Origin of the sequence: Massilia orientalis (genome assembly GCF_030411975.2) — a bacterium.
GTDB lineage: Bacteria > Pseudomonadota > Gammaproteobacteria > Burkholderiales > Burkholderiaceae_D > Telluria > Telluria orientalis.
The window spans coordinates 27,667-44,407 of the sequence record NZ_JASNRB020000020.1 but is presented as its reverse complement, the minus strand read 5'-3'; the positions used below and the strand labels follow the sequence as shown (position 1 = coordinate 44,407).

At 64.7% G+C, this 16,741-nt stretch carries 18 protein-coding genes; 5 read left to right on the top strand and 13 right to left on the bottom strand.

What is annotated here, in order from left to right; all coding sequences use genetic code 11:
* The first annotated feature begins 13 nt into the window (after positions 1–13).
* From QPK29_RS26165 to QPK29_RS26150, 4 genes are all read left to right on the top strand, one after another.
* Positions 14–1,312, top strand: a complete 1,299-nt coding sequence (locus tag QPK29_RS26165) for a tetratricopeptide repeat protein (protein WP_056129057.1) — start codon at positions 14–16, stop codon at positions 1,310–1,312.
* 137 nt (positions 1,313–1,449) lie between these two features.
* A complete protein-coding gene (locus tag QPK29_RS26160; protein WP_371771530.1) occupies positions 1,450–2,517 on the top strand; it encodes a flavodoxin family protein in 1,068 nt (355 codons plus the stop codon).
* Between the two features lie 55 nt (positions 2,518–2,572).
* The gene (locus QPK29_RS26155; protein WP_056129052.1) at positions 2,573–3,313 is read left to right on the top strand and encodes a GntR family transcriptional regulator; all 741 of its coding nucleotides are present in this window, start codon (positions 2,573–2,575) and stop codon (positions 3,311–3,313) included.
* A 23-nt stretch (positions 3,314–3,336) separates the two neighbouring features.
* Positions 3,337–3,594 carry a hypothetical protein gene (locus QPK29_RS26150; RefSeq protein WP_371771531.1) on the top strand — a complete coding sequence of 86 codons (258 nt, stop codon included), beginning with the start codon at positions 3,337–3,339 and terminating at the stop codon, positions 3,592–3,594.
* A gap of 11 nt (positions 3,595–3,605) precedes the next feature.
* Here the strand turns inward: QPK29_RS26150 and QPK29_RS26145 are convergent, their stop codons facing one another.
* From QPK29_RS26145 to rpsP, 10 genes are all read right to left on the bottom strand, one after another.
* Positions 3,606–4,388, bottom strand: coding sequence for an SDR family oxidoreductase (locus tag QPK29_RS26145; protein ID WP_371764849.1), 783 nt, complete (start codon positions 4,386–4,388; stop codon positions 3,606–3,608).
* A 150-nt stretch (positions 4,389–4,538) separates the two neighbouring features.
* Positions 4,539–7,271: a M16 family metallopeptidase gene (locus QPK29_RS26140; RefSeq protein WP_371771532.1), complete on the bottom strand. Its 2,733-nt coding sequence runs from the start codon at positions 7,269–7,271 to the stop codon at positions 4,539–4,541.
* Between the two features lie 67 nt (positions 7,272–7,338).
* The gene (locus tag QPK29_RS26135; protein WP_056129047.1) at positions 7,339–7,788 is read right to left on the bottom strand and encodes a CBS domain-containing protein; all 450 of its coding nucleotides are present in this window, start codon (positions 7,786–7,788) and stop codon (positions 7,339–7,341) included.
* 62 nt (positions 7,789–7,850) lie between these two features.
* Positions 7,851–8,195, bottom strand: coding sequence for a DUF3579 domain-containing protein (locus QPK29_RS26130; protein WP_056129044.1), 345 nt, complete (start codon positions 8,193–8,195; stop codon positions 7,851–7,853).
* A gap of 112 nt (positions 8,196–8,307) precedes the next feature.
* Complete coding sequence (locus QPK29_RS26125) at positions 8,308–9,267, bottom strand: CobD/CbiB family protein (RefSeq protein ID WP_056129041.1); 960 nt, start codon at positions 9,265–9,267, stop codon at positions 8,308–8,310.
* 216 nt (positions 9,268–9,483) lie between these two features.
* Positions 9,484–10,149 (bottom strand): CoA pyrophosphatase, encoded by a 666-nt coding sequence (locus QPK29_RS26120; RefSeq protein ID WP_056129038.1) that lies wholly within the window; start codon positions 10,147–10,149, stop codon positions 9,484–9,486.
* A 60-nt stretch (positions 10,150–10,209) separates the two neighbouring features.
* On the bottom strand, positions 10,210–10,596 hold the full coding sequence (gene rplS, locus QPK29_RS26115; protein WP_056129035.1) for a 50S ribosomal protein L19: 387 nt from the start codon (positions 10,594–10,596) through the stop codon (positions 10,210–10,212).
* Positions 10,597–10,686: 90 nt separating this feature from the next.
* Positions 10,687–11,448, bottom strand: coding sequence for a tRNA (guanosine(37)-N1)-methyltransferase TrmD (gene trmD / locus QPK29_RS26110; protein WP_160410545.1), 762 nt, complete (start codon positions 11,446–11,448; stop codon positions 10,687–10,689).
* A gap of 26 nt (positions 11,449–11,474) precedes the next feature.
* The gene (gene rimM / locus QPK29_RS26105; RefSeq protein WP_371764853.1) at positions 11,475–12,005 is read right to left on the bottom strand and encodes a ribosome maturation factor RimM; all 531 of its coding nucleotides are present in this window, start codon (positions 12,003–12,005) and stop codon (positions 11,475–11,477) included.
* 65 nt (positions 12,006–12,070) lie between these two features.
* The gene (gene rpsP, locus QPK29_RS26100) at positions 12,071–12,319 is read right to left on the bottom strand and encodes a 30S ribosomal protein S16 (RefSeq protein WP_036238507.1); all 249 of its coding nucleotides are present in this window, start codon (positions 12,317–12,319) and stop codon (positions 12,071–12,073) included.
* A gap of 203 nt (positions 12,320–12,522) precedes the next feature.
* Between rpsP and QPK29_RS26095 the strand changes: the two genes are divergently transcribed.
* Entirely contained in the window at positions 12,523–12,936 is a 414-nt protein-coding gene (locus QPK29_RS26095) for an NINE protein (protein WP_056129164.1), read from the top strand.
* Positions 12,937–12,953: 17 nt separating this feature from the next.
* Here the strand turns inward: QPK29_RS26095 and QPK29_RS26090 are convergent, their stop codons facing one another.
* From QPK29_RS26090 to QPK29_RS26080, 3 genes are all read right to left on the bottom strand, one after another.
* Positions 12,954–13,673 carry a hypothetical protein gene (locus QPK29_RS26090; protein WP_371771533.1) on the bottom strand — a complete coding sequence of 240 codons (720 nt, stop codon included), beginning with the start codon at positions 13,671–13,673 and terminating at the stop codon, positions 12,954–12,956.
* A gap of 171 nt (positions 13,674–13,844) precedes the next feature.
* Positions 13,845–15,635 carry an acyl-CoA dehydrogenase gene (locus QPK29_RS26085; RefSeq protein WP_371771534.1) on the bottom strand — a complete coding sequence of 597 codons (1,791 nt, stop codon included), beginning with the start codon at positions 15,633–15,635 and terminating at the stop codon, positions 13,845–13,847.
* A gap of 163 nt (positions 15,636–15,798) precedes the next feature.
* The gene (locus QPK29_RS26080; protein ID WP_056129019.1) at positions 15,799–16,731 is read right to left on the bottom strand and encodes an electron transfer flavoprotein subunit alpha/FixB family protein; all 933 of its coding nucleotides are present in this window, start codon (positions 16,729–16,731) and stop codon (positions 15,799–15,801) included.
* Between the last annotated feature and the right edge of the window lie 10 nt (positions 16,732–16,741).

The following is a 16,741-nucleotide window of genomic DNA, read 5'->3' as shown; positions in this document are numbered from 1 at the left end:
AGAGGATTTTTCAATGTCCCAATTCCGTTTCGCCCGCCTTGCCATGATGCTGGCCGCCCTTGGCCTGAACGCCGCGCCGGCCCTGATGCACAGCGCGTCGGCGCAGGACAAGAAAGCCGAGGCGCCCGCGCCGAAGCCTGACTCCGTCCGCCCGGAACTGTACAAGCTGCTCGACCCGGCGCAGATCAAGCCGCTGATGGACGCGAAGAACTATGGCGAGGTGAAGAACCGCATCACCCAGGCCGAAGCGTTCCCGGACAAGACGCCGTACGAGACCTATGTGCTGAACCGTATGAAGTTGTCGCTGGGCACGTCGACGGGTGACGACCAGATGGCGATCGGCGCGCTGGAAGCGATCCTGGCGTCGGGCAAGCTGCCGGACGCGGACAAGGGGAACTTCACGCAGGCGCTGGCCACGATGTATTACAACGCCAAGAATTATCCGAAGGCGATCGAGCTGTACAAGCAGATCCAGGCATCGGGCAAGTCGACGGACCAGATCAACTCGGCGCTGATCCGCTCGTACTACCTGAGCGGCGACTACGCGTCGGCGCTGAAAGCCCAGGAACCGGTGCTGCAGGCAGCGGAACAGGCCGGCAAGACCCCGACCCAGGAAGACCTGCGCCTGTACGCGTCGGCCGCGAACAAGGTCAAGGATGATGCCGCCTACCTGCGCGGCCTGGAAAAACTGGCCGCCTACTACCCGACCGACGATTTCTGGACCGACCTGATCAGCCGCGGCATCGTGCGCAAGCCGGGCTTCCAGGACGCCAACATTCCTGACGTGCTGCGTCTCGAATTCGCGGCCGTCAAGCAGATGTCGTCGGACGCCTACACGGAACTGGCCGAGCTGGCCATGAAGGATGGCTTCCCGACCGAAGCGAAGAAGGTCGTCGACGCGGGCTTCGCCGCCGGCGTGCTGGGCACGGGCAGCGGCGCCGCCAAGGACCGCCAGCTGCGCGACCGCGCCACCAAGGAAGCCGCAAGCGATGCGAAAAACATCGCCGCGGGCGAAGCGGGCGCCGCCAAGGCCAAGACCGGTGCTGGTCTCGTCAACCTGGGCTGGGCGTACGTCACGATGGACCAGTTCGACAAGGGCATCCCGTTCATCCAGCAAGGTATCGCCAAGGGCGGCCTGAAGTCGCCGGACGAAGCCAAGCTGCGCCTGGGCATGGCCTACGCGAAAGCCGGCCAGAAGGACAAGGCCATCGAGACCTTCCAGCAAGTGAAAGCCGGCGGCGGCCTGTCCGACACGGCCAAGTACTGGATCCTGCTGCTGAACCACCCGACGGGTGCGATGGCGGCCAAGTAATCCCGGCCGGATCACCGGCAGACAAGGCGGCGCGAACTACGGTTCGCGCCGCTTTTTTTCGTCTGTGTGACTTACCGTACGGGCAGAGCCGGAGCATGCGGCCGATAATCGCCGCAACTCTACTGAAAAGGGCGGCCATGACGACCGTACGCAAGGGCCAGGCGCCCGCGAAGCTCACCCGCGACGAGTTCCACGTCGTTTTTTCACGCGACTTCTACGATCCCGCCTACCAGGCCGTCGCCAAGGAACTGGCAGCCGTCGAAGAGGTCGCGTGGCGGGCCTACGTCGATTCGCACAAGGCGCCGATCACGGTGAAGGCCGGCCCCGGGTTCGCCGACCCGGACTACGATTTATCCGTCGAATGGAAAGAGGCGCACGACCGCCTGCTGGCCGCCGAGGCGCGCCAGAAAGATTCCGCGACGCCGAGCCGCATCCTCTTGATTAATGGCGCGGCGCGCAACGACGGCAGCTGCCCGGGCGAGATCTCGAAGACGTGGCGGCTCGCGACGCTGTGCGAGGCCGCCATCGCGGCCGAGGGCATGGAGACGGACCTGCTCGACCTGTCGCGCCTCATTTCCGACTACGACCGCCACATCCACCCGTGCAAGGCCTGCGTGTCGACGGCGATGCCGCTGTGCCATTGGCCGTGCAGCTGCTACCCGAACCATTCGCTGAACCAGGAAAACGACTGGATGAACGAGATCTACGAGCGCTGGGTGGCCGCGCACGGGGTCATCATCCTCACGCCCACGTACTGGTACCAGTCACCCTCCGTGCTGAAGCTGATGATCGACCGCCTCGTGTGCGCCGACGGCGGCAACCCCGATCCCACCTCCACGCACGGCAAGAAGGCGGAAGAAGCGAAGGCGCTGGAGCAGGACTGGCACTATCCGAAGCATCTCGCGGGACGCGTCTACGGTCTCGTCGTGCATGGCGACGTGGCCGGCATCGAATCGACGCGGCGCTCGCTGTCCGACTGGCTCGACTGGATGGGCCTGATCGACGCGGGCCCCACCGCCCTGCTCGACCGCTACGTCGGCTATTACGAATCGTATGCGGACAGCCACGCCACGCTCGACAAGGACACGGCGTTCCAGGACGAGGTGCGCAACGTGGCGCGCTCGGTGTCGGCGGCCGTCGCGGCGGTGCGCTCGGGCAAGCTGTTGCAGCCGGACCGGAAGCTGGCCAATCCCCGGCCGAAGTGACGGGCGGTCTTTTTTTGGTATCATCCGGGGATCGCTTGCCAATGAACCCCGCCGCATGTCCCACCTCGCGCAGCTGATGCACCAGCTCTCCGCCACCAGCAACCTGCCGCTCTACCAGCAATTGCAGCGCGCCCTGCGCGACGCGATCGACCGGGGCGTCTACGGCCCGGCGGAAGCCTTGCCGGCCGAGCGCCAGCTCGCGGCCGAACTGGACGTCTCGCGCATCACGGTGCGCAAGGCGATCGACGGCCTCGTCGAGGAAGGCCTGCTCGTGCGCCGCGCGGGGTCCGGCAATTTCATCAACACGCGCATCGAAAAGAATTTCGCGAAGCTGACGTCGTTTTCGGAAGACATGCGCTCGCGCGGCCGTACGCCGCGCAGCGTCTGGCTCAAGCGCTCGGAAGGATTGGTGACGCCGGAAGAAGCGCTGCGTCTCGGTCTCTCGCCGGGCGCCGCCGTCTATCGCTTCAACCGCATCCGCTACGCCGACGACATGCCGATGTGCCTGGAATACGCGACGATTGCCGCGTCCGCCCTGCCCTCGCTGGATGCGGTGGACGTGTCGATGTACGAAGCGCTGGAAGCGAACGGCAAGCGCCCCGTGCGCGCGCTGCAGCGCCTGTCCGCGCTGCTGCTGAACGCCGAGCAGGCGAAGTTGCTGCAATCGCGGGAAGGCGATGCGGGCCTGTGCGTGGAACGGCTGGGCTTTCTGCCGGACGGCCAGGCCGTGGAATTCTGCCGCTCCTATTTCCGGGGCGACATGTACGACTTCGTGGCCGAGCTGAGCGCCGGCTGATCAACTTTTACAACAACAACGCCATGACCAACCTGACCTACGAAGCCTATCTCGACGAAGTCGCCACCCTGCTGACCGAGCTGTACGACCTCGACGACGCCACCGCCATCAAGCTCGTCGTCGACGCGCAGTCGGCCGAGTATTTTTCGCCGCACGACGACCATCCGGACATGCGGACGCTCACGCGTGCGCGCGAGGATGCAGTGGCGCTATACAAGGCACGCCAGGCCCGGGTGAGCACGCAAGCGAAGCAACAGCGCGCCACCCACAAGAAACGGTAGGCAAACGCCCGTCAGATCGCCGTCAGGCCGCCATCGATGGCCAGTTGGTGGCCGGTGACGAACGACGCCTGCTCCGAGCATAGCCACAGCGCCGCGTTGGCGATTTCGGACGGGTCGGCGATGCGTCCCATCGGATGCGCCGCCTTGAGCTTCTTGTCGCGCCCCGGCTCGCGCTCGAGCATGCGCGCCAGCATCGGGGTCTTGACGGCGCCCGGGCACACGCTGTTGACGCGGATGCCGTCCTTGGCATATTCGACGGCCGCGCTCTTCGTCAGGCCGACGACGGCGTGCTTGGACGCCGAGTAGATGGCGCGGTGCGGTGCCGCCACGAGACCGCCGGCGTCCGCGATGTTGACGATCACGCCGCCGCCTTCCTGCTTGAGCATCTGGCGTAGCTGGCTCTTCATGCACAGCCAGACACCCTTGACGTTGACGCCCATGATGCGGTCGAACTGGTCGTCCTCGCCTTCGGCCAGCGGCAGGTATTCTTCCTCGACAGCGGCGCCATTGACGGCGCAGTCGATGCGGCCGTAATGGCCGACCGCCTTGTCCATCAAGGCCTCGACGTCCGCCGCGACCGTGACATTGGATTTCACAAACAGCGCCTTGCCGCCCGCTTCGACGATCAGGGCCGCAGTCATGTGGCCGCCGTCGACCGACGTGTCGGCGATGACGACACAGGCGCCCGCGCGTCCGAATGCCAGCGCCGTCGCCCGGCCGATGCCGCTGGCGCCCCCGGTTACCAGCACTACCTTGCCTGCATACGAAATGCCGCTCGGAGTCTGCTTGGTCATGCCCTTCATCATGCTTCCTTTTCAATATCCCGACGCAAGCTTTGCTTCCTACAAGCAATACTGCGCTCAGGCAACATGATAGCGCCCGTCCCGGGCATTGACCAAGTTTCTCAGCCATTCTGCAAGTTAACGAACGGCCGAGTGTTGCAATCAGGGTGCAGGTTTCACTTTTGCCTTGTCTCCAGCCATGACGACGGACATCTTCGCGGGGTCGACCGCCTTGCGGAATGCCGCGTTCAGCTGGGGCAAGGTGACGGCCATCAAGCGCTGCTCGAACTCGGCCGACCACTCGAAGGTGCGGCCGCGATACATGTACGACGTCCAGCCGGCGGCCAGCGCGCCGTCGTCGGCACGGTTCTGGATCCTCTGTTGCATCAGACCCGACTTGGCACCGGCGAGTTCCGCCGTCGTGAAGCCATCCTTGAGCACGCGCAGGAGTTCCTCGCGCACGGCGGCGTCCACCTTGGCCAGGTTCTGCGGCGCGGCGATGGCGCTGATCGCGAACATGCCGGCACGGTCGAGGTCGCCGGGGACAAGGTTCGAACCACCGCCATACGACAGCCCCTCTTTCTGGCGGATGCGGTCCATCAGGCGCGAGCGCATGCCGCCCCCGCCGAAGATGTAATCGGCCAGCATCAGCGCCGGATAATCCGGATCCTCGACGTTGAGATCGACGTTGATCCGCGCCGTATAAAAACCGTTTTCCTTGTCGGGCGTATTCAGGAACGTATGGATGGGCGCGATGTCGCCGTTCTTGCGCAGCACGGGCGCCACGTGCATCGGGGCCTTCCACCGGCCGAACAGCTGGTCGACGAGCGGCGCGATCGCCTGCGCATCGAAATCGCCCACGATGGCCATCTCGGCCGGCACGGTGCCGTAGTAGTCGCGGTGGAAGGCCTTGACCTGGTCCAGCGTCGCGCCCTTGAGGTCCGCAAGATCTTCCTCAAGCGTCGTTTCGTGGCGGATATCGCCCTTGGGATAAACATCAAAATGCTCGTTCAGCGCGCGCGATGCCACGTTGGTCGGCTCGCTGCGGCTCGCTTCCAGCCCGACGATCGATTGCTGGCGCAATTGTTCGAATTCGGCAGCCGGAAAGCTCGGTTCGCGCAGCACGTGGGCGACGAGTTTCAGCGCTTCGGGCAGGTTGTCGCGCGTCGTCTGGAAGTGCGTGAGGCTGCCGGAAATCTTGAGCTTGTCGAAGGCGTCGGCCAGCTGCACGCGGTCGTACTTCGTCGTGCCGCGCATCAGCATCGCGTTCGTCAGCCCCGGCAGTGCCGCCTTGCCGAACAGGTTCTGCTCGTCGCCGATGTGCTGGCGCAGGTCGACGGTGACCGTCTGGCCGCGGTTCTTCTTCGGCAGCAAGGCCAGTTTCACCCCGCCCGCCGTCGTCAGCGTCGTGCGTTTCATGATGTTGGCCTGGCTCGGATCGAAGTCCTCGGCGCTCAGGGTGGATGCCTGCGGCTTGAAATCCTTGAGCAGGCTTTGCACGCTGGGCGCGGGCGGGATGACGGCGCGCTGCGGATTGTCGTCCGGGATGAACTCGCCCGTGACGCGGTTATCGCGCTTGAAATAGCGCCCCGCTGCCGCGGCAACCTGTTCCGACGTAATCTTGTTGACGCGGTCGCGGCCGACGAAGAACAGGCGCCAGTCGCCCAGCGCAATCACTTCCGACAGTGCGACGCCGACCTGCTGCGGATCGTTCAGGCTGCGCTCGAATTCGTTCAGGAAGGTGCGCTTCGTGCGCTCCATTTCTTCCGGCGTCGGCGGGTTCTTGGCGAACTCTTCCACGGCCTGCGTGAGGGCGGCGCGCACGGGTTCGAGCGGCGCGTCCTTCTTCACCACGGCGCCGAAGTATTGCAGGCCGGGCGCATAGCCCGTCTGGCCATAGGCGAATACCTGGCTCGCCTTGCCCGTCTCGACGAGCAGCTTGTGGAGGCGGCCCGTCGGCGAATCGCCGAGGATGGTCGAGGCGAAACTCAGCACGTCGCTGTCGTCGTGCAGGCCGGACGGCACCTTGTAGCCGAGCGCGACGATCTGCACGTCGCCCTGGCGCCGCACGGTGAACGTACGGTCGCCGTCCTGCGTGGGCTCGACCGTCCAGAATTCCGGCAACGTGCGTTTCGGCTTCGGGATCGCGCCGAACAGGCGGTTGATCGACAGCAGGGTTTTCGCGGGATCGAACTTGCCCGCGACGAGCAGCACGGCATTGTCCGGCTGGTAATACGTGTGATAAAAATTCTGCAGGTTCGAGATCCCGACGTTCTCGATGTCGCTCTTGTTGCCGATCGTCGAGCGGCCATACGAATGCCAGTCGTAGGCCACGCTCTGCATGCGCTTCATGAGGACGGCACCCGGCGAGTTCTCGCCGTTTTCGTACTCGTTGCGCACGACCGTCATTTCGGAATCGAGGTCCTTCTTCGCGATGCTGGAATGCGTCATGCGGTCCGCTTCCATGCCCAGCGCCCAGTTGAGGTTATCGTCCGACGCCTGGAACACTTCGTAGTAATTCGTGCGGTCGAGCGACGTCGTGCCGTTGAACTGCATGCCGCGGTCCTGGAACTGGCGCGTGATGTCGGGATGCTTCGGGCTCCCCTTGAACATCAGGTGTTCCAGCAGGTGGGCCATGCCCGTCTCGCCATAATTCTCGTGGCGCGAGCCGACGAGGTACGTGACGTTGACGGTGACGGTGGGTCGCGACGAATCGGGGAACAGCAGTACTTTCAGGCCGTTCGGCAGCCGGTATTCCGTGATGCCTTCGACGGACGGGCCTTGCACGACGCCCTTCGGCAGGTCGAAAGCGAAGGCGCTGCCGGCCGCGATGAACGTCAGGCCGCCCGCGACCGTATAAGCGGCCAGGCCGCGCTGGAAAAACGTCAAGCTCATGTCACTCCGTCAGTTACTGTTGTCCTCGGGACATGGTAACAGACGGGTACTTAGGCCAGGCTTACCATTATTGCCGCACCCGGCGTTCGTGCTGTTGCTGGTAAGGGCTGATGCGGGCGAGGTCTTCCATTTCCTCGGCCAGGAAGCCGAGCAGGTCGTCCGCGCTGACGATGCCCGCGAGGCGCCCGCCCTCGCCCACGACGGGCACGCGCCGGATGCCGCGCAGGCGCATGCGTTCGATGGTGACGGAGACGTCGTCGTGCTCGTCGGCCGTGAGCAGGTCGTCCGTCATGATGTCGCCGACCTGCAGGCCGGCCGGATCGAGGCCGAGGGCGACGACGGAGACGACGATGTCGCGGTCCGTGACGATGCCGGCGGGCGTGCGTTCGCCATCGACGTCGTCGACGACGACGATGTCGCCCACGTGATGTTTGCGCATGAGTAAGGCCGCGCCCTGCACGCTTTCATCGCGGGCGCAGCAGACGGTGTCGACCGTGCAGAGTTTTCCGACTTCCATGGCGAGCTCCAACGTCAAACGTTCAAGCTACCCATGGTGCATCGATGAGGGTTTGAGGTAGATCAGGACTTCTTTTTTTCGTCCGCCGGCGGGACGAAGCACGCCTCGACGACTTGCAGGTCGTTGTCTTTGGCGAAATTGCACACGAAGTGGTAGGCCAGCGGTTCGATGCTTTTGAGGGCATTGTTCACGACGACCGCCTTGACACCGTTCACGACGGTCGGGTGCACGTAGGGCGAGAACTTCAGGTGGGCGTTCGGGCCACCGCTGCCGGCCGGCCGGAAACACGACATGACGCCGCACAGACGCTCGGCCCAGTCACTCGGGCGGAATTGCCTGCCCTTACTTGTCACGCCGAGAATGAAGAATTCGTCGGCGCCTTTCCCGGTTTGCGGTGAGTCGGCCATAGTGCGGCTTCTGAACAAAGGCGTGGATGAGAACAACCCGACTATTATATCTTATAGAAGACCTGCGGACGAGCCCCATGTGCCGGCTCTTGTCGAACCGGCACGATGGACATCAACCGAGCAGGACTGCGCCCGACAGCAACAGCAGGAGCAGCATCCATAATAACAGCGCGCGCCAGACCAGGCCGACCGTACTTTGCAGTGCGCGCACGCTCGGCTCGTCGCCGGGCAGCATGTCGTCCTCGCTGGCGGTGCTGTCGACCGTCGCCGCGTCGGCCGGCAGGACGTGCGGCGCGTTCTCGGCCGGGCTGCCGAGGCGCACGCCCATCGCGCCGCCGCCCGCGGCCAGGATGATGCCTTTCGATTCGTCGGTCCAACGATTGGCGAAATTGCGCCACGCATAGATCGCATCCTCGAAATTGCCGACCACGGCAAACGCGATCGCCGTCAGGCGCACTGGGATCCAGTCGATCCAGTAGAACGCACGGGCCGCGAACTGGCCGAACGCCTCGTTGCGCATATGATCCGGTTCGTTCCACGCGCGCGCGAGGTATTCGGACACGCGGTACATGACGGCGCAGGCCGGGCCCAGCGGCATCAGGAACCAGAAGAACACACCGAACACGTTGCGGTGCGTCGTGATCAGGGATTTTTCGACGGCGATGCGGGCGATCTCGGCGGTATCCATGCCGACCGTGTCGATCCTGGCCCACTCGGCCAGGAGTGTCCGCGCCGTCGCCTCGTCGCCCGCGTTGAGGGCGAACTGGATCGACGTGAAGTAATGGCTGTAGTGGCGGAAACCGAGCGTCAGGTAGACGATCAGCACGTTCCAGGCGAACGCGGCGAACACGAAGCGGTAGTACACGAGGACGCCGTAGATGACGGCCGTCGGCACCATCAGCGCGGCCATCATCAGGAACCAGCCCAGCCGGCCATGACTGACCTGGCCGGCATTGAACCAGCTCTCGATCTTCATGGCAAAGCGCTTGATCTCGGCGTAGATCTGGTTATCCGCGCGCAGCGGCTTCAGCTGTTCGATGAGCAGCGCGCACAGAATGGAGAAAAAAGTCATGCACGGTCCTTTGTACGTTGTTGCCTTACTTCATTTGCCCGCTAGGGTAGCGCAGAGACCGACCGGAGTCTATGCCCTTTAAGGCACCTCGAAAAACCGTCACGAGCGGCAGCAGATTTGGCCGAGAAGCGCAGCTGTACGAAAGTACAGTGAGCATCGCAGGACTAGGCGCCCCCGCCAATATGCAACGCGCAGCAGGTTTTTCGACGTGCCTGGTCAGGCGCGTAACAAATGAAACAAATTCCGGAGCATACCTGCTGTCGCGCCCCAGATGAAGAAGCGCTCGTACGGCATCGCATAAAAACTGCGGCGGCCGGCGCCGTCCGGCAGGTCGAACGACATGATCTGGTGGTTCATGCCGTCCATGAGGAACCGCAAGGGCACTTCGAAGATGTCGGCCACTTCGTTCGATTCGGCCGTGAGGTCGAACGGCGGCGTGACGAGGCCCACGACGGGCGTGACGATGTAGGCGGACGCGGTGACGTGGTCGGGCAGCACGCCGACGATCTCGACGTGGCGGCGCGTGAGGCCGATCTCTTCCTCCGTCTCGCGCAGCGCGGTTTCGATGGGCGACGAGTCGTCCTCTTCCGCACGGCCGCCGGGGAAGCTGACCTGGCCCGCGTGGTTGCTCAGGTGTTCGGTGCGCTGCGTCAACAAGACCGTGAGGCCGTCCGGCCGGCGCACGAGGGGCACGAGGACGGCCGCGCGGCGCAGCGTGGGGAAGCGCTCGCGCATGTCCTCGGGCAATTCCGGCACCCACGACGACGGATGGGCGAGGCGCTCGCGCAGCCAGGCCACCTCCAGGCGCTCGGCCGGCAACGCGGGCTCGCCGGCGATCGCGTCGACGGGCAGGCGCTTGGGATCGATGTGCAGTTTTGCCAAGGGCTTTCTCCAAAAGAAAAAGGCATCCGACCGGATGCCTTTTCCCTAGCACAGACGCTATTACTTCGCAGCAGCGGTCGTAGCGACTTTGCGAGTCGGCAGTTTCTCTTTGATACGTGCCGATTTGCCCGAACGCTCGCGCAGGTAGTACAGCTTCGCACGACGCACGTCACCACGACGCTTCACTTCGATCGAAGCGATCAGCGGCGAGTACAGCTGGAACGTACGCTCGACGCCTTCGCCCGACGAGATCTTGCGAACGATGAAGTTCGAGTTCAGGCCGCGGTTACGACGCGAGATGACGACGCCTTCGTATGCCTGGGCGCGCTTGCGGTTGCCTTCGACGACGTTGACGCTGACGACAACGGTGTCGCCCGGTGCGAAATCAGGGATGTTGCGGCCGAGGCGCGCAATCTCTTCTTGCTCGAGTTGCTGGATCAGATCCATTTGTATGACTCCTATTACCATCTTGCCGGCGCGTTCGATGCCCGGTAGAGGATGGGATTAAAACACGCGATACCCCGATGGGCACCGCCTTTATTCCGCGACCTTTTGCAAGGTTGCGAGAAACTGCTCGTCGGCCTTCGTCAGCAGACCGGCGTCACGCGCCTTGTCCAGTAGATCCGGCCGTTTCTTCGCGGTCGCCTCCAGCATACGCTGGCGGCGCCACTTCATGATCTCGGCGTGGTTGCCACCCATCAGCACGGGCGGCACGGCCACGCCTTCATAGACTTCCGGACGCGTGTAATGCGGCGAATCCAGCAGGCCGTTGACAAAACTGTCTTCGACCGCGGAGGCGTCGTCACCCAGCACACCGGGCAACTGCCGCACCACGGCATCCATCAGCGCCATCGCAGGGAGTTCTCCGCCGGACAGCACGAAATCGCCGAGGGAGACTTCCTCGTCGACGACACGGTCCAGCAAACGCTGGTCGACCGCTTCGTAGCGTCCGCACAGCACGACGAGACCGGGCTCGTGCTTCAAGCCCATCACACGTTCGTGCGTCAGCGGTTTGCCTTGCGGCGACATGAACACGACGCGTGGTGCGGGCAAGCCCATGTCGATCTGGCGCTGCTTCGCCGCGTTGATCGTCGCTTCGAGCGGCCTGGCCAGCATCACCATGCCGGGACCGCCGCCATACGGGCGATCGTCCACGGTGCGGTGGCGGTCCGTCGTGAAATCGCGCGGATTCCAGATCGACAAATTCCACAGGCCCTGCTCGTGCGCGCGCCGGGTCACGCCCGACTGCGTCAATGCGGCAAACATTTCGGGAAACAAGCTCACGACGTCAAACTGCATCGGGACCTCGCTTCAGGTGGACGGGATCAATAATCCAGGCCCCAGTCCAGGGTAATCACTTTGGCTTGCAAGTCGACCGTCTTGACGTACTGGTCCACGAACGGCACCAGCCGCTCCGGCGCTTTCGCATCGGGAGCGGCGTTCGGATCGGGCACGGGCGTGATCCGCAGGATGGACTGCGCGCCATTGTGCATCATGTCGGAGACCTTGCCGAGCGCTTCGCCCTGCAAGTTGACCGTATCCAAGCCGATCAGGTCGGTCCAGTAATACTCGTCTTCCGGGAGTTCCGGAAAGTCCGATCGCGAGACCTGCACCGTGGCACCCTTGAGCGCCTCGGCCGCTTCGCGGTCGGTCACGTCGACCAGCGTGGCCGTCACGTCGCCGCTGTGGTACTTCGCGTTCCGCATTTGCACGGCACGCAGCGACGGCTTGTCGATCCACCAGGTTTTGACGCTCAGCAGCGCATCCGCATCCATCGAATAGGGCGTCACGCGGACGCCGCCCCGGAGCCCGTAGGCGCCGGTGATGTGGCCGACCTGGATCAGGTCGTCAGGCACCGCTTGCGCGGATGCCGATGTCGAATGTGCTGCAGAATCGGTCAAACCGTAAAACCTTCGCTGTATTAGGCAGCAGCCTTTTGCGTAGCCACCAGGCGAGCAACAGCCGGCGACAGCTGTGCGCCCACGCCTTGCCAGTACGACAGGCGGTCAGCGGTGACGTTCAGGGCGACTTCTTTGCCCGAAGCCATCGGGTTGTAGTAACCGATGCGCTCGATGAAACGGCCGTCGCGGCGATTGCGCGAGTCGGTTGCAACGATGTTGTAGAACGGGCGCTTCTTGGCACCACCACGAGCTAAACGAATAACGACCATAATATTTCCAAAAGTAAGCTGGACGGAGAAAGCCGACGATTATAGCGCGCTCTATCCTGCATCAGCAAGCATTTACATAAAAACCAAGAACGCTGGCGCGCAGTCCCGGCCGAATCCAAGATTATCGCCGATTTCGCGACTCTCCGCCACTATGGAGGCCGCTTTTGGACGATACTGATGACTTTCCTTTCAACATTTATTCGATGTCGCAACACAAGAACAAGACATTCGCCACCGCCCTCGCCTTCCTGCTCGGCGGACTCGGCGCGCACCGCTTCTATCTCAAGGGCAGCGTCGACCGCCTCGGCCTGCTCCACATCTGCAGCCTGCCGGCCGCCGGCCTCGTGTACGGCCTCGGCCACGCGCCGAATCCGTTCTGGGTCCTGCTGCCCCTGATCCTGTCCTGGCTCGTCGGCTTCGGCGAAGCACTGATCCTCGGCCTCACGCCGGACGAGAAATGGGATGCCCGCTACAACCGCAACTCCGGCCGCCGCTCCGCGTCGCACTGGTTCGTGATCCTGCTCGTCGTAGTCACGATGCTGGTGGGCACGACGGCGCTCATCGCCACCATCTCGCGGCTGTTCGACCTGCTCTACACGGGCGGCGCGTACGGCTGACACGTTCGGCATCAGCGTCACAAGCCGGTCGCACCCCAGTCATACCGCGGCACCTGCGCTGGCGGCGTACCGGTCACGATCACGATCTCGCGGTGCGCATTCAGCGCGATCGTGGCCGGATCACCCGTGAAGCGCGTCACCGTTTCCTCGTCGATCACGTAATAGGTCGGCGTGCCGGGCAGCCCCGCCACCGCCGCGGTGCCGAGCGGCTGTCCCCATAACGCAAAGAACTGCCCCAGCGTGAACACCTTGGGCACATCCGTCTCGACGTGCAGGATGCCCGTGATGTCGTGGGTGTGCATTTCGTACGAACAGCCGCTGCCGCGCCCGATCGAATCCGGCAAGCCGAGCCGTATGCCGTCCTGGTAGATCGAGAGGAGCGCGTGGATGTGGTAATCCTCGTTCTTCGCGCACCCCACGCCATCGACGACGGCCGTGCCCGCATGGCTCCATGCCGGCCACTGCGGCCTGCTGTTCAGCGTCGTATAGAGCTTGGTATAGCCCGGCTCCAGCACGATGTCCTTCGGCGGCGCGGGATCGCCGGGCGGCTGCGGCGCCGGGGCGGGTGTCGGCGCGGGCGCGGGTGCCGGCGCAGGCGTGGGACTCGGCACCGCCGGCGGATCGTTCGCGGCCGTCGTGGGGGTGGCGTCGCTGCCGCCGCCGCAGGCCACCAGCGCGGACAATGCGGCGCAGGCGACGGCGATCGGTAACACCTTGCCAGGCTTCGGGGGATTCATGGGGGCGCTCCTTCGATTGTGGATGCGACGAATCGATTCTAGGAGCGCCACTTACCCGCTACGCATGACGGGCATCAAACACACAGCACCGGTCGGCAGCACGCAACAAATCGCCCGCTGCGGCCCATGAAAAAAGCGGCCCGCAGGCCGCTTCGACAACACCTCCAGCCGTCAGAACTGCTCGACGTCCAGTGCCAGGACGCCGGCAGCACCGTCCACGATCGCGTGGCGCAGTCCGTCCGCCTGCGCCAGCATGTGGTCCGCGAAGAAGCGCGCGGTGGCGATCTTGGCGCGGTAGAACGCCGCGTCGCCGGCGCCGGCATCCAGCTTCTGGCGCGCGACGATGGCTGCGCGCGCCATCTGCCAGCCGCCCAGCACGATGCCTGCCAGCTTCAGGTACAGCACGCTGCCCGCGAACACGGCGCGCGGGTCGGCTTTCGTGCTCGCCACGACGTAGTCGACAACGGCTTCCAGCGCCGCGCTGCCCGCGACCAGCTGGCTGCGAATCGCCGTGAAGTCCGCATCCCGCACCTCCGCCAGCTGCGCCTCGGTCGCGCGTACCTGGGCCAGGATCGCCTTCGCCACGGCGCCGCCGTCGCGCACGGTCTTGCGGCCCACGAGATCATTGGCCTGGATCGCCGTCGTGCCTTCGTAGATCGTGAGGATCTTGGCGTCGCGGTAGTGCTGCGCGGCGCCCGTCTCCTCGATGAAGCCCATGCCGCCATGCACCTGCACGCCGTCGCGGGCGACGTTCTCGCTCATCTCCGTCGACCAGCCCTTGATCACCGGGACGAGGTATTCGTACACGGCCAGGTTGGCCTTGCGGGTCGCTTCGTCCGGATGGCTGTGCGCCAGATCCGAGAGGCCGGCGCCGACGTAGGCCAGCGCGCGCGCCGCTTCGGTCTGCGCGCGCATCGACATCAGCATGCGGCGCACGTCCGGGTGGTGGATGATGGCGACGGGGCCGGCGGAACCTTCGACGGCGCGCGACTGGACGCGCTCCTTCGCGAACGCGACGGCCTGCTGGTACGCGCGCTCGGCCAGGCCGATGCCCTGCATGCCGACGCCGAAGCGGGCCGCGTTCATCATGATGAACATGTATTCGAGGCCGCGGTTCTCTTCGCCGACGAGCGTGCCGATCGCGCCGCCATGGTCGCCGAACTGCAGCACCGCGGTCGGGCTCGCCTTGATGCCCAGCTTGTGCTCGATCGACACACAGTGCACGTCGTTGCGCTCGCCCAGCGAACCGTCATCACCCACCATGAACTTCGGCACGATGAACAGCGAGATCCCCTTCACGCCCGGGGGCGCGTCCGGCGTGCGCGCGAGCACGAGGTGGATGATGTTCTCGGCCATGTCGTGCTCACCGTAGGTGATGAAGATCTTGGTGCCGAAGATTTTATAGGTGCCGTCGCCCTGCGGCACGGCGCGCGTGCGCACGGCGGCGAGGTCGGAACCGGCCTGCGGTTCCGTCAGGTTCATCGTGCCGGTCCACTTGCCGTTGATCAGGGGCTCGATGAAGCGGGTCTTCTGCTCGGCGCTGCCGGCCGTCAGCAGCGCTTCGATGGCGCCGTCCGTCAGCAGGCCGACGAGGGCGAACGCGATGTTCGCGCTGTTGAGCATCTCGATGCACGGCGTGGCGACGAGCTTCGGCAGGCCCTGGCCGCCGAATTCGGCCGGGTGCTGCACGCCCTGCCAGCCGGCATCCGCGAAGCCGCGGAACGCTTCCTTGAAACCCTTCGACGTCGTGACCTGGCCGTCGTGCCAGTAGCTCGGCTCCTTGTCGCCCGATTGATTCAGCGGGGCGACGACTTCGCCGCAGAACTTCGCGTTCTCTTCCAGCACGGCTTCGACGGTATCGGGCGTCGCGTCTTCGCAGCCGGGCAGTTGGTTGATCTCGGACAGGTTGGCCAGTTCGTTCACGACGAACAGCATGTCCTTCAGGGGGGCGTTGTAGGTCACCGCAGTCTCCTAGTTTCTCTTTACGTTACGTAAACGTCAATCGCCGACCGCAAAAAAGGCGGGAACCCAATCGCCGGCGTGCCTGCTACGGCCAACGCCGGTCGTACGCTACGCAAATTGGGTTCCCGCCTGCGCGGGAACGACGGTTTTTATGCTGCCGCGATCAGCCCAGTTCCTTGACCAGCGCCGGCACGACCTCGAACAGGTCGCCGACGATGCCGTAGTCGGCCACCGAGAAGATCGGCGCTTCCGGATCCTTGTTAATGGCGACGATGGTCTTGGAATCCTTCATGCCGGCCAGGTGCTGGATCGCGCCCGAGATACCGACGGCGATGTACAGCTGCGGCGCGACGATCTTGCCGGTCTGGCCCACCTGCCAGTCGTTCGGCACGTAGCCCGCGTCGACCGCGGCGCGCGATGCGCCCATCGCGGCGCCCAGCTTGTCGGCCAGCGGTTCCAGGATCTTGAAGTTGTCGCCCGAGCCCATGCCGCGGCCGCCAGAGACGACGACCTTGGCGCCGGTCAGTTCCGGACGGTCCGACTTGGCCAGTTCGCGGCCCACGAAGCTCGACTTGCCCGAGTCCGCGACGGCGGCGACGGTGTCGACGGCGGCCGAACCACCTTCCGCTGCGGCGGCGTCGAAGCCGGTGCCGCGCACGGTGATGACTTTCACGGCATCTAGCGACTGCACGGTGGCGATGGCGTTACCGGCGTAGATCGGACGCTCGAACGTGTCGGGCGCATCGACCTTGGTGATTTCCGAGATCTGGGCGACGTCCAGCTTGGCGGCGACGCGCGGCAGCACGTTCTTGCCGAAGGCCGACGCGGGGGCCAGGATGTGGGAGTAAGCGCCGGCCACGGCCAGGATCTGCTCGGCGACGTTCTCGGCGAGGCCGTCGGCGAATTGCGGCGCGTCGGCGACCAGCACTTTCGCCACGCCCGCGACCTTGGCGGCGGCTTCCGCGACGGCGCCGCAGCCGCTGCCGGCGACGAGGATGTGGACGTCGCCGCCGCATTGCGCGGCCGCGGTGACGGTATTCAGGGTGACAGCCTTCAGGTGGGCGTTGTCGTGTTCAGCAATGACGAGTGCGACCATGGTTATTCCT

Bases quoted from the DNA above. Each gene is read 5' to 3' on its own strand.
- QPK29_RS26165 (WP_056129057.1), top strand. From the start codon at position 14: ATGTCCCAATTCCGTTTCGCCCGCCTTGCCATGATGCTGGCCGCCCTT.
- QPK29_RS26160 (WP_371771530.1), top strand. From the start codon at position 1,450: ATGACGACCGTACGCAAGGGCCAGGCGCCCGCGAAGCTCACCCGCGAC.
- QPK29_RS26155 (WP_056129052.1), top strand. From the start codon at position 2,573: ATGTCCCACCTCGCGCAGCTGATGCACCAGCTCTCCGCCACCAGCAAC.
- QPK29_RS26150 (WP_371771531.1), top strand. From the start codon at position 3,337: ATGACCAACCTGACCTACGAAGCCTATCTCGACGAAGTCGCCACCCTG.
- QPK29_RS26145 (WP_371764849.1), bottom strand. From the start codon at position 4,388: ATGACCAAGCAGACTCCGAGCGGCATTTCGTATGCAGGCAAGGTAGTG.
- QPK29_RS26140 (WP_371771532.1), bottom strand. From the start codon at position 7,271: ATGAGCTTGACGTTTTTCCAGCGCGGCCTGGCCGCTTATACGGTCGCG.
- QPK29_RS26135 (WP_056129047.1), bottom strand. From the start codon at position 7,788: ATGGAAGTCGGAAAACTCTGCACGGTCGACACCGTCTGCTGCGCCCGC.
- QPK29_RS26130 (WP_056129044.1), bottom strand. From the start codon at position 8,195: ATGGCCGACTCACCGCAAACCGGGAAAGGCGCCGACGAATTCTTCATT.
- QPK29_RS26125 (WP_056129041.1), bottom strand. From the start codon at position 9,267: ATGACTTTTTTCTCCATTCTGTGCGCGCTGCTCATCGAACAGCTGAAG.
- rplS (WP_056129035.1), bottom strand. From the start codon at position 10,596: ATGGATCTGATCCAGCAACTCGAGCAAGAAGAGATTGCGCGCCTCGGC.
- trmD (WP_160410545.1), bottom strand. From the start codon at position 11,448: ATGCAGTTTGACGTCGTGAGCTTGTTTCCCGAAATGTTTGCCGCATTG.
- rpsP (WP_036238507.1), bottom strand. From the start codon at position 12,319: ATGGTCGTTATTCGTTTAGCTCGTGGTGGTGCCAAGAAGCGCCCGTTC.
- QPK29_RS26095 (WP_056129164.1), top strand. From the start codon at position 12,523: ATGTCGCAACACAAGAACAAGACATTCGCCACCGCCCTCGCCTTCCTG.
- QPK29_RS26090 (WP_371771533.1), bottom strand. From the start codon at position 13,673: ATGAATCCCCCGAAGCCTGGCAAGGTGTTACCGATCGCCGTCGCCTGC.
- QPK29_RS26080 (WP_056129019.1), bottom strand. From the start codon at position 16,731: ATGGTCGCACTCGTCATTGCTGAACACGACAACGCCCACCTGAAGGCT.